Here is an 11,829-nt window from a genome sequence, read left to right on the forward strand (position 1 = left end):
TGCAATGAGCCCAGGCCCTAGCCTTGCCTTAGTAATACGAAATACCTTAAACAGTGGCCGCAAGGCAGGCATTGTTACCGCTTTTAGCCATGCACTAGGGGTTGGTGTTTGGGCGTTACTGAGTGTCTCTGGCGTCGCCCTACTCATGGTCAACTCCCCTTTGCTGTTCAATCTAGTCAAACTGGCTGGCGCGCTATTTTTGCTTTATCTGGGTTGGCAGACCTGGCGTAGTGTAAAACAATCGGCCAATCCCACCGCGCCGACACAAAACCAAGCTGCATCTGAGCCTAATGCATTCAAGGCCGCTAAGCCTTGGTCCGATGGCTTTTTAATGGCGCTGTTTAGCCCCAAAATTGCGCTATTCTTTATCGCCTTGTTTAGCCAGTTTATTAATGCTGATAGCGCCATCGCCAGTCAGGTGATTATTTTTGCCACCGTGTCTGGGGTCGACTTTGTCTGGTATTTAGTGGTGGCTTGTGCCTTAAGCCAAACTCATGTGTTTAACCTATTTCAACAAAGGCAGACATTTATTACGGCCAGTACCGCATGGATACTGACCGGTTTTGCCTTATTTATGCTATTCGATTCAGCGCATAACTTGATGGTGTAGGTAAACAGCGTTAAGCCGTTTCTGATTCACTTTGGCGTTTTTTATAAGGCTTTAAGAAGCTGCCTTCTGGGGCGGGTTGGAATATAAATTTCGGCTTAATCGGCTTGATCACGCTGCCGTTGTTAATCCCCACAATAGAATGGGTTAACTCCACCTTGGTTTTCATAAATGTGCCACTGGGCGGCGCATTTAGTGCTGCTATGTCTTGCGGTTTACCGCTTCTTGATAAACTTGGCGCTTTATAACCACCCACCGACGCCGAGGCACCCGAGCTTCTAAAATAACTTTTAGCCATTATTATCTCCCTATTTGTTTGCACCCATTGCTCTCGTTCATATCCGTTGCCTCGCCCTAAGTACATTCAACAAGCGCTCTAATAAGACAATCTAGCTCGATTTGTCTGGTGGCTTGTCTAATGGCTTGGCATAAGAATATAAACAACAATTCAGGTTGTTTAGGTGCCGATCTATCGCCTGCATCCTAACTTGTGCATTATAATGTTGTGCTCAAAATTTGTTCAAATTGCGAACATATCCAGCCTAGCACTATCTTGGTAAAAAGTAAAAAAACACTTATTTTTACAACAACTTAACATTTAAAAAACAAGATGAGACCTGGCCTAACGGTATGGCTAAAACACCTGATAATTTAAACACTAAGCGATTTCCCTAGCCGGATAATTCAGCCCAAAATGACTGAACTTGTTAACAACACAACGATTATGTAACACGGCCTGACAGCCTCAAAAATGTTACCAACTATCATGATGCTTAATATTATCTTGATAGTTTTGAACAGTGTTGGGTATGCTAAACGCTCTAACATGTTTGAGATTGCACCTTATGACATTGCGCATTTTTCCTAGCCCTAAATCTTGGCAACCCAGCTCTGGCGAATTCAACGTATTTTCGGATTGGCAACCACACCATATTGAATTGACAACCGCTGCGCCCGACTGGCTGCAAGCCGAGCACGACCCCACCTTGCCTGAGCAAGGTTATGAAATTGAGATTAAAGCGTCAGGGGTTTGGCTACGTTATGCTTGCCCGCAAGGCAGGCTCTATGCGCTGCATTCGTTGCGCCAACTCGTTCAGCAATTTCAAGCTCTGCCATGTGGCCTAATTAAGGATGCTCCTGATTATTGCGCCCGTGGCATTTTGCTCGATATCAGTCGAGATAAGATCCCAACTTTAGACCATCTCAAACAGCTCATTGATTTTTGGTCGATTTGTCGCATCAATCAATTGCAGCTTTACACCGAACACACCTTTGCATGGCGTGAACATAAACGGGTATGGGCAGATAAATCGCCGATGACGGCAGAGGAGATCCAGCAAATAGACAAGTATTGTCAGCAGCGGGGCATTGAATTGATTATTAATGTCGCCACCTTTGGTCATATGGAGCGCTGGCTGGCTCACCCTGAATACAAACATCTTGCCGAGCAAACCACCGGCTTTTACGACCAACGTGGTGACTTTCGACCATTTTCATTTGGCCTCAATCCATTAAGCCAGCAATCGGTGGACTTTGTCAGTGGCCTAATCGATGAACTGGTGCCTAACTTTAGCAGTAACACCATTAACATTAACTTTGACGAGACCATGGATCTGGGGGTCGACGCCAGTAAAGCAGCCTGCGCAGCCACCAGCAAGGGCCAGGTGTATGTCGATTATCTCAATAAGATCCTCGCATTAACCCAAGCGAAAGGGTTACATACGCAAATATTTAGCGACATGTTGTTTCAATATCCGGAAATTTTATCGCAACTTCCTGCCGATCTAACGTTGTTGAATTGGGGCTATGAAGCCAATCATCCCTATGACGAAGAGCATCAACAGCTAGCTGCCACCGGTTTGCCGTTTCACGTGGTCGTGTCCACTTGCTGTTTTGCGTCCATTTCAGGGCGCTGGGACAATGCCAAAACCCATATGCTGCGCGCAGCAAAATCTGGCTTAGCTTTTGGGGCAAGTGGGTATCATATTTCGGAATGGGGCGACATGGGTCATGCCCAACAAGATATATTTCCTTATGCGGGTTACATTTACGGCGCAGCCTTGGCTTGGGGCGCGGAGCAAAATAACAACATCGATGTTGAGTATTGGCTAAACCATTTAATTTGCCATGACGAGCGCGCGGCCTATTGGGCAATCCGCCTGCAAAATATTTATCTCGACTTAGGCATTGTGACCCCAAATGCCTGCTTTCTTGGGCCACTATTGTTCGACCAAAAATTTCGCCGTCATTTGCGCCGCTCGACCAATTTAACCGAGCATGGCTTTAATCAAGCCCACGCCATACTAAGCCTATGTATCGAAGAGTTATCAGCCACCAGCGCCATTCGCGAGCAACTGGTTTTCACCGCGCAATTACTGCTACATGGTGCGCATTTAGGTCAGCAAATGCTGCAGCAACAAACCCGAGACATTGAACAAATGAATGCCTCCAGCAAAGCCATATTGGCGAGTGAACTTGCCCCGCTATTAATCCAATACCGCTCGCTCTGGCTAGCACATAACCGCATGGGTGGACTTGCTGACAGCATCGCAAGGTTAGAATATTTACATCAACTCTATTCCAGCTAAATCGCAAGGCACGTAGTGTAGGACCGGAGCTCGCTCCGGGAATGGTTAATTTTCGCCGAGCAAGCTCGGCTCCTACAGAATGTCATTACCTAGCCACCTAAATAAGCTTTGCGCACTTCCTCATTGGTGAGCAGGTTAGCTCCGCTATCTTCTAACACTATCCGGCCGTTTTCGATAACGTAACCACGATCAGATAAGCGCAATGCCTGATTAGCATTTTGCTCAACCAAAAACACCGTGATGCCACGCTCACGTAGCTTTTCTATGATATCGAAAATTTGCTGAATAATAATGGGCGCTAAACCTAGGGATGGCTCATCCAAAAACAATAGCCTAGGTTTGCTCATCAAAGCGCGCCCCATGGCTAGCATTTGTTGCTCACCGCCCGACATGGTGCCAGCGCGTTGATGTTTGCGCTCTAGCAAACGAGGAAACAAGCTATAAACCTCTTGCTCCAAACGCGCAAATTCCGCCTTATCATCTAAGAAAAAGCCCCCCATGTGCAGATTCTCTTCCACCGTTAGGCGCGAGAAAATGCGTCTTCCTTCCGGCACGATGGCAATATCTTTTCGCATGATTTGCGACGTTGTCTGCAAGTGGATCGGCTCGCCTTCAAACAAGATCTCCCCTTGGCTAGCCTTAGGATCGCCGCAAATGGTCATTAGTAATGTGGTTTTACCGGCACCATTGGCGCCGATTAAACTCACTATTTCACCCTTACCTACTTGGATATTAACGTCGTGTAGGGCTTGAATTTGGCCGTAGTGGGCCGATACATTTTTCAGCTCTAACATTAAAACTCTCCAAGATAAGCTTTGATCACATCAGGGTTCGATTGAATTTCTTTGGGTGTGCCATTGGCTAATGGACAGCCTTGGTTGACCACATAAATTCGATCCGAAATGCCCATCACTAGCTTCATATCATGCTCAATCAGCAGCACTGAAATATTGTGCTGGTCGCGCAATTCCACGATCAGTTCATCCAACTCGTCGGTTTCGGCTGGGTTTAAGCCCGCCGCTGGCTCATCCAGCATCAATAAATTTGGCTGGGTCATCATACAGCGTGCAATTTCCAAACGGCGCTGCTGACCATAAGCAAGGTTGCCCGCTTGACGGTTGGCAAATTCAGCCAAGCCGATACGCTCAAGCCACACCGCGGCTTTTTCAAGGCCTTGCTGCTCAGACTGACGAAAGCTTTTAGTCTTAAATAAACCAGACAAAAAGCCGGTATTAAGATGGCGATGCTGGGCGACCAGTAAATTTTCCACCACGGTCATTTCTTTAAACAAACGCACATGTTGAAAAGTACGCACCATGCCTTTACGCGAAATAACATGGCCGGGTAATTGTTGCACCGCTTCACCGCGATAAATCACTTCACCGGCCGTCGGTTTGTAAAAGCCCGTTAAACAGTTAAATACGGTGGTTTTACCTGCCCCGTTGGGACCAATCACCGAGATAATTTCGCCCTCGTTAACATCAAGCGCCACGTTATTGACCGCCAACAGACCGCCAAAGCGCATGGTTAAGCCGGATACATGTAATAACTGATTACCCATTGCGCATCTCCATCTTCGGCCGGGTCATAGGCAACAATCCTTGTGGTCGCCATACCATCATAAACACCATCATCAAGCCAAACATCAACATGCGGTATTCATTAAACTCACGCGCCATCTCGGGCAGGATAGTCATGATTATCGCCGCTAAGATCACGCCAATTTGTGAGCCCATGCCGCCTAACACCACAATGGCCAAAATAATCGCCGACTCGATAAAGGTGAACGACTCGGGACTGATAAAGCCTTGTCTCGCCGCAAAAAAGCTTCCCGCAAAGCCTGCAAATGCTGCGCCTATGGTAAAGGCAGACAGTTTAATTAAGGTTGGATTTAAGCCCAAAGAGCGACAGGCAATTTCATCTTCACGCAGTGCTTCCCAAGCGCGCCCAAGGGGCATACGCAATAAACGGTTAATCACAAACACCGTTAACACCACCAGCAGCACCGCTGCCAAATAAACAAATATAACCTTATAAGTCGAATCATAATCAATGCCAAAAAAATCATGGAATAAGGTCACGCCTTCTTCCTTGGCGCGGCGATTAAACTCAAGGCCGAATAAGGTCGGTTTATCAATTTGGCTAATGCCGTTAGGGCCGCCTGTTAGCTCGGTCATGTTATTCAGCATGATGCGGATAATCTCACCAAAGCCCAGGGTCACGATGGCCAAATAATCCCCGCGTAGCCGCAACACCGGAAAACCAAGTAAAAAGCCAAATAACGCGGCTAAACCGCCCGCTATCGGTAATGCAGTCCAAAAACCAACGCCAAAATAGGTGTTTAAAATGGCGTAGGTATAAGCGCCCACGGCATAAAAGCCGACGTACCCTAAATCAAGCAGACCCGCCAGGCCCACGACTACGTTCAAGCCTAAACCTAACATGACATAAATCAGGGTGAGGGTGGCTAAATCCACCGCGCCGCGCGAGGCGACAAACGGCCAAATCAACAGACCCGCTAAGGCAGCGATGGTAATAAAGCGATATAAGGTGGGTTTTTCTTCCGGTGCCGGCAATTTAAAGCCCGAGTCTTGACCCTTAGACTTTAGCTGACCAAACACTCGGCTAATAGGCGCTTTAAATAACTGAGTAAAAAAGACCAACAGCACACCGATAATCACCCAATTGGTGTGGGCGGTATCATTGAGGATAATGCGTAAACCGTCAGGCTGATTATCCAGCTGTAAACCTAATAGCCAGCTGGTTAAAATCAACATCACCACAGAGGCAATCAGCGCATCAATAAAGCTAGACTTGCTCATACTTTTTCTACCTCCGGCTTACCTAAAATCCCCGTTGGCATAAATAGCAATACAAAACACAGCAAACCAAAGGCCACTACATCTTTGTATTCAGAGCTAAAATAGCCCGCTGTGATGGCTTCGGTAATGCCCAGCAGTAACCCACCCAGCACAGCGCCAGGAATACTGCCAATGCCACCCAATACCGCCGCGGTGAAGGCTTTTAATCCGGCCATAAAGCCAAGGTAAGGATTGATCACGCCGTAATACATACTGAGTAACACACCAGCGACCGCAGCCAGTGCCGCACCGATGACGAAGGTAATAGAAATCACCTTGTTAGTGTTAATCCCCAGTAAGTTCGCCATGCCTAAGTCTTCGGCGCAAGCACGACAAGCCCGGCCCATTTTCGATTTAGAAATAAAGGCGGTTAACACCGACATGGAAATAAAGGTCACGACAAAGATAATTACCTGCATATACGACAAGGTGACGTTAAAGGCATCTTCTGGGCCTATGGTCCAGCCGCCGGTAATTAAACTGGGCATGGCGATATCACGTGAGCCCTGCGCTAGACGCACAAAGTTTTGCAAAAATATCGACATACCGATAGCGGAGATCAACGGGATCAAACGGTTACCGCCGCGCAAAGGACGATAAGCGACCCGCTCAATGCTCCAACCATAGGCACTGGTGATCACAATACTTAGGGTAAATGCAGCGATTAACATTAAGGTTAAGCTATCAAAACCTAACATGGCTAAACCAGCAAGCACAAAAAAAGCAGCGTAGCTGCCTATCATATACACTTCACCGTGGGCGAAGTTAATCATGCCGATAATGCCGTAAACCATGGTATAGCCAATGGCAATCAAGGCATAAGTGCTGCCTATGGTGACGCCATTGAGGATCTGTTGAAGAAAATAGTAAAACTGCTCAGACATAATGTCCTCAACTAAAAATAGACTCAACCTGACCAGCAGGCTAAGTTATTAAGCGGGCCTTAGCCCGCCATCATGGTGATTATTGTTTTTGCGTAGAGGTGCCGTCTTTGTGCCAAGTGAACACACCAAACTCAAAGCCTTTAAGGTCGCCTTTAGCGTCCCACTGTAGGTCACCCATTACGGTTTGAGCTGTGTTAGCGCGTAGGTACTCGGCTAGCTCAAATGGGTCAGTTTTACCTGCTTTCATGCCTTGTGCCATGGCTTGAATAGCGGCATAACCTGTCCACACGAATGGACCTGTGGCATCTTCACCCTTGGCAACAATGTGGTCTACCACGGCTTTGTTCGCAGGGTCTAAGTCGTATTTTTTCGGCAAGGTAACCAACAAACCTTCAGACGCTTCGCCCGCGATGGCTGAAATGTCCTTGTTACCCACCCCTTCTGGACCCATGTAAGTGGCATTTAGGCCCTTTTCTTTCGATTGACGAAGTAATAAGCCTAACTCAGGGTGATAGCCGCCGTAGTAAACAAAATCCACATCTAGCTTTTTCAACTTAGCGATAATAGCCGAGAAGTCTTTATCGCCCGCGGTGATACCTTCAAACGCCACCACAGGAATATTCGCCGCTTCTAGGCCTGCTTTAACCGAAGATGCGATGCCCTCACCGTATTGTTGTTTGTCGTGGATAACCGCCACTTTCTTTGGTTTGACGGTGTTAATAATGTAGTTAGCCGCCGTTGGGCCTTGGTCACTGTCTAAACCTATGGTACGAAACACAAGCTCGTAACCACGGCTGGTAATTTCAGGGCTAGTTGACGCAGCGGTAATTAATAAAATACCTTCATCTTCATAGATATCCGATGCCGGTTGCGTCGCGCTTGAACAAAGGTGGCCAAGTACGTATTGCGCACCGTCGTTAACGATTTTGTTAGCTACCGCCACTGCTTGTTTGGGATCACAAGCGTCATCGTAAATCACAGCTTCGAGTTGTTTGCCGTTAATACCACCGGCTTGGTTGATCATTTCAATGGCCGCATTACCGCCAGTAAATTGCATATCACCATACTGCGCAACAGGGCCTGTTACTGGGCCTGCCATCGCGATTTTAATTGTGTCAGCGGCATAAGCTAACGTTGAGCTACCTAATAATGCTAATGAAACGGCCACGCCAGCCGCTGTTTTCGTCCACTTGTTCATGCAACCCTTCTCCATCAATGCTGTAATTTGTTATTTATTTAGATGCGCTTTACTAAGTTCACAATTAACTTAATAAGCTTTTATTACCCATCCGTTTTAACACCATGAATAATAGTTGAACAAACTCAACAGCGTAAAATTTGTGTCGGATCAGATCTTTAATATCGAGATATTGCATCAACATAAAGACATCGAACAGTACAAAAAACTGGATAAATGTTAAATTTAGCCGCAACACTTCATTAACATGGTTTTATAACAAGATAAATAACCAAAAATAAAATTTTAGTCATAGCTACATTTTTATCAACTTTCAGAGCAGATTATTAAATGCACACGCTCAAGCAGATGATATATTCAGAGAACAGTCAATAAACAATCATTAACGCTATTATGATCAACAAGGTGTGGCAGCAATTCGTTTCGATTTTTGCAAGGTGGGTTGTTATCCCTGTCAGTATTGTCTTTGGGCTGTCAGCTTGTGCTCCTGCGCCGGTAAAAATCGCCCTCGTGGTACCTGATTTAACCAATCCCTTTTTTCAAACCATGGCAAATACGGCCACTCAATATGCCAGTAGCCGCGGTTACCAATTGATTTTAATTAACAGCATGGGCAGCAGTGATCATGAATATGAGCAAGTAGTGGCGGCCCATCAAGCCGGCGCTCAGGCTTTATTACTGGTTCCAAGCAAAGCCAACCAATCCGCTAAAACCTTAAGCTATGCGAATCAACATAACTGGCCTGTGATCAGCATAGATCGCAATGTAAACGCCGGTGAAGTGGCGCTCCACATCAGCAGTGATAATTACATGGGCGCTAAAATGGCGGGTGAATACTTACTGGCCTTAACGCATCGGCAAGGCAATATCCTTGAACTCATCGGGCCAATGGATATTTCTGTTAGCCAAGATCGCAACCAAGGTTTTGCCGATGTACTAGAGGCATACCAACAGCCAAGCACCATCAAGGCAGTAGCCAATTTTAGCCAACAAAAAGCGCAGCAAATCACGGCCGCCATGCTAGATCAACATCCTCATATCCGTGCTATTTTTGCTCATAATGATGAAATGGCGCTGGGCGCGGCCGCCGCCATTGCAGCTAGACCTTCACTAAACCCGCAGATAGCGATTGTTGGCTTCGACGGCACGCCAGCGGGGCTTAAAGCGGTGCAACAAGGCCGCATTAATGCAACCTTAGTGCAACAGCCCGACGCAATGATCACCGCAGCCATCAATAGCGCGGTTAACATTATTAATGGCGCCACGCCGACGCCCTATTTAAAAGTGCCTTTACGCCTTGCTCAACACAATGAAGCGCATTAATTCGAGTTCGGATTTGCTGCAATTAGTGATAAACTCATCCTTTTTATGCCATTACATTTTTGGCGCTGCGTATCTAGGAGCGGTTTCCGCCCTGTTAAAGCCTTAACTTTAAATCTGAGACAGTATGCAAACTGAATTTGATCCTAAAGCCCACAACCCTCAATTTCATTGGGGCATGCTAAAACCGCAATATTGGGGTACTTGGCTTGTGGTATTCACCTTAACAGCCATTAGCCTATTACCTTTTTTTGTACGTCGCAGCCTAGTATTTTTGCTCGTTAAGCTTGCCATCCGTTTGAATAGCAAAGCGAATAAACGGGCAAGAGTTAACTTAGCCATGTGCTTTGCGGATAAATCAGAGCAAGAGCGTGAGCAGATCTTATTCGATAGCCTAATGGTGGGGGGTAACTACCTATTTGCTTATCCGGGTTTAAGTATTCGCAGTAACCGCTGGCTAGAGCGCAACACCCAAATATCAGGCCTTGAACACTTAACCCAATACACAGACAACAACCAAAGCGTCATATTACTCGTGCCTCACACTTGGGCACTGGATGTCCCCGGCGCTATCTTTGCTTCAAGACAAATCCCCACCTCAGCCATGGCAAAAAAGCAAAAAAATGAAGTGATGGACTGGCTGATCAATCGTCAACGCATTCGCTACGGCGGCTATGTGTATGAGCGAGCGCAAGGGATTAAACCCTTCCTACGTTCGGTTAAAAACGGTTACTTAGGTTACTACCTACCCGATGAAGATTTAGGGGCGGAAAACAGCGTTTTCGTTGATTTTTTTGCCACCGAAAAAGCCACGATCAAAGGATTAGGCAAACTCTCTAAGCTAACCAAAGCCAAAATTGTCCCTGTGTTTGCCATGATGAACCTAACCACGGGCAAGTTTGAGCTAGAGATCCAACCGGCTTTATCGCCGTTTCCGACCGACAGCGAAGAGCAGGACGCTCGCATGATGAATGTCTGCATTGAGAATTACGTCAATCAACATCCCGAGCAATATATGTGGATTTTGCGCCTGTTAAAAACGCGTCCCAATGATGGGCCTAATCCATATCTTATATAAGGCTTTAAATGAGTGACAAAAAAGAAATAATCATTAGTTTTCTTGTATGTTTGTTCCCTATATTTTGCCTAAGTATTGGCAAAGGTTATAACTATGGTGCGGCATTATTGTTTTTATGGTCTATTTGGATGCTTAAGGAAACTCGAACAGCCCTATCTATACCGCATGTTAAATTAATCACCATCGTTTATTCTGGCTACTTTTTAAGCTTTCTGCTTGCATTGATTATTCATGGAGAAAAAGCCAGTTATATAGATCAGACCAGTCGATTTATTCTGGCTCTTCCCATCCTATACGCGGTTGTGACCTTTCGTCCTAACATCCGGTGGGTTATGTATAGCTTTATGATTGGTGCTTTTATTGCTGGTTTCATTGCGTTATATCAAACCCAAATACAAGGTATTCCTCGAGCTTTTGAACGCGCTGGAAGTGGCCCAATCTGGTGGAATAAAGGTTATATGCCAATACAAAGCGGTAATATGGCCATGTCTTTAGGGGTCATCTGCCTTTGTTTTGCCTTTTACTTTAACACAGTTGCAAAAAAGCAAATCGCAGTGATTGCTTTAATTGCATCCGCTTTTGGTATGCTAGCTAGCTTTCTATCAGGCAGCCGTGGTGGCTGGGTCTTCCTCCCTTTCGTTTTAATATATTTAGTTGCAGCAAACATTAACTTTTCGAAGAGAGTGCTAGTCATTACTTTAGTAACTATGGGTATTGTTGGTGCCAGCATTGCTCAAATCCCTCAGGTTCAACACCAACTTCGAATTGATCAAGCGATTGATGATATTCAACAATATCAAGATGACAGCAGGGTATTTTCATCTATTGGTATACGCTTTGAGTTATTCAAAAGTGCTATATTGCTCGCCCCTAGTCACCTCACTATTGGCATTAGTGTAAAAGATCGTATTGAGCTTCGACGAGAACAAGTTGCAGCTCAGTTAGTATCAATTCACGAAGGCGCGCTCAATTGGCATTCTCACAATCAATACTTAGAAGCTTTATCGCTAAGAGGAGTAATAGGTTTAGCAGCATTATTAGCTTTATTTACCTTGCCTATATACATATTCAGTCGTAATAAAAGCCCTGACCCACAGTTAACTGCAATAAATCAAGCGGGTATCTCCAGCACCATAATGCTTTGGGGCTATGGTTTATCTCAAGTTTTTATAGGTCATAACTCAGGCAGCATTTTCACTTCCATCATAAGCCTACTTTTTATGGGGATTTCTATTTCTTTGGCCCAAAAAAAGCAGATCGAAAAGCAACTTAATAGTTCTTTCTAAATTAGCC

Annotated in this window: 11 protein-coding genes; 5 read left to right on the forward strand and 6 right to left on the reverse strand. The window is 45.7% G+C overall.

Annotated elements, in window-relative coordinates; all coding sequences use genetic code 11:
• The first annotated feature begins 4 nt into the window (after nucleotides 1-4).
• Nucleotides 5-610, forward strand: coding sequence for a LysE family translocator (locus tag ACK8OT_RS10725; protein WP_410196509.1), 606 nt, complete (start codon nucleotides 5-7; stop codon nucleotides 608-610).
• 10 nt (nucleotides 611-620) lie between these two features.
• Here the strand turns inward: ACK8OT_RS10725 and ACK8OT_RS10730 are convergent, their stop codons facing one another.
• On the reverse strand, nucleotides 621-905 hold the full coding sequence (locus tag ACK8OT_RS10730) for a hypothetical protein (RefSeq protein WP_410196510.1): 285 nt from the start codon (nucleotides 903-905) through the stop codon (nucleotides 621-623).
• Between the two features lie 547 nt (nucleotides 906-1,452).
• On the opposite strand from ACK8OT_RS10730, the gene ACK8OT_RS10735 reads away from it, so the two are divergent.
• Nucleotides 1,453-3,195, forward strand: a complete 1,743-nt coding sequence (locus ACK8OT_RS10735; RefSeq protein ID WP_410196511.1) for a family 20 glycosylhydrolase — start codon at nucleotides 1,453-1,455, stop codon at nucleotides 3,193-3,195.
• Nucleotides 3,196-3,284: 89 nt separating this feature from the next.
• On the opposite strand, the gene ACK8OT_RS10740 is transcribed toward ACK8OT_RS10735, so the two are convergent.
• The 5 genes from ACK8OT_RS10740 to ACK8OT_RS10760 all read right to left on the reverse strand — a co-directional run bounded on the left by ACK8OT_RS10740 (nucleotide 3,285) and on the right by ACK8OT_RS10760 (nucleotide 8,138).
• Nucleotides 3,285-3,989 carry an ABC transporter ATP-binding protein gene (locus tag ACK8OT_RS10740; RefSeq protein ID WP_410196512.1) on the reverse strand — a complete coding sequence of 235 codons (705 nt, stop codon included), beginning with the start codon at nucleotides 3,987-3,989 and terminating at the stop codon, nucleotides 3,285-3,287.
• Nucleotides 3,989-4,756: a high-affinity branched-chain amino acid ABC transporter ATP-binding protein LivG gene (livG, locus tag ACK8OT_RS10745; RefSeq protein WP_410196513.1), complete on the reverse strand. Its 768-nt coding sequence runs from the start codon at nucleotides 4,754-4,756 to the stop codon at nucleotides 3,989-3,991. The genes ACK8OT_RS10740 and livG overlap by 1 nt, the downstream gene beginning before the upstream one ends.
• Nucleotides 4,749-6,017 carry a high-affinity branched-chain amino acid ABC transporter permease LivM gene (locus ACK8OT_RS10750; RefSeq protein WP_410196514.1) on the reverse strand — a complete coding sequence of 423 codons (1,269 nt, stop codon included), beginning with the start codon at nucleotides 6,015-6,017 and terminating at the stop codon, nucleotides 4,749-4,751. Before ACK8OT_RS10750 ends, livG begins: the two co-directional genes overlap by 8 nt.
• A complete protein-coding gene (gene livH / locus ACK8OT_RS10755; protein WP_410196515.1) occupies nucleotides 6,014-6,940 on the reverse strand; it encodes a high-affinity branched-chain amino acid ABC transporter permease LivH in 927 nt (308 codons plus the stop codon). Before livH ends, ACK8OT_RS10750 begins: the two co-directional genes overlap by 4 nt.
• 79 nt (nucleotides 6,941-7,019) lie before the next feature.
• A complete protein-coding gene (locus tag ACK8OT_RS10760; protein ID WP_410196516.1) occupies nucleotides 7,020-8,138 on the reverse strand; it encodes a branched-chain amino acid ABC transporter substrate-binding protein in 1,119 nt (372 codons plus the stop codon).
• 393 nt (nucleotides 8,139-8,531) lie between these two features.
• Here ACK8OT_RS10760 and ACK8OT_RS10765 point away from each other — a divergent pair, with 393 nt between their 5' ends.
• The 3 genes from ACK8OT_RS10765 to ACK8OT_RS10775 all read left to right on the forward strand — a co-directional run bounded on the left by ACK8OT_RS10765 (nucleotide 8,532) and on the right by ACK8OT_RS10775 (nucleotide 11,822).
• Complete coding sequence (locus ACK8OT_RS10765) at nucleotides 8,532-9,461, forward strand: substrate-binding domain-containing protein (protein WP_410196517.1); 930 nt, start codon at nucleotides 8,532-8,534, stop codon at nucleotides 9,459-9,461.
• A 124-nt stretch (nucleotides 9,462-9,585) separates the two neighbouring features.
• The gene (gene lpxM / locus ACK8OT_RS10770) at nucleotides 9,586-10,536 is read left to right on the forward strand and encodes a lauroyl-Kdo(2)-lipid IV(A) myristoyltransferase (RefSeq protein ID WP_410196518.1); all 951 of its coding nucleotides are present in this window, start codon (nucleotides 9,586-9,588) and stop codon (nucleotides 10,534-10,536) included.
• 8 nt (nucleotides 10,537-10,544) lie between these two features.
• Nucleotides 10,545-11,822, forward strand: a complete 1,278-nt coding sequence (locus ACK8OT_RS10775) for an O-antigen ligase family protein (RefSeq protein ID WP_410196519.1) — start codon at nucleotides 10,545-10,547, stop codon at nucleotides 11,820-11,822.
• Nucleotides 11,823-11,829 lie beyond the last annotated feature (7 nt).

Origin of the sequence: Motilimonas thetidivivens (assembly GCF_046452435.1) — a bacterium.
Lineage (GTDB): Bacteria > Pseudomonadota > Gammaproteobacteria > Enterobacterales > CBDFNC01 > Motilimonas.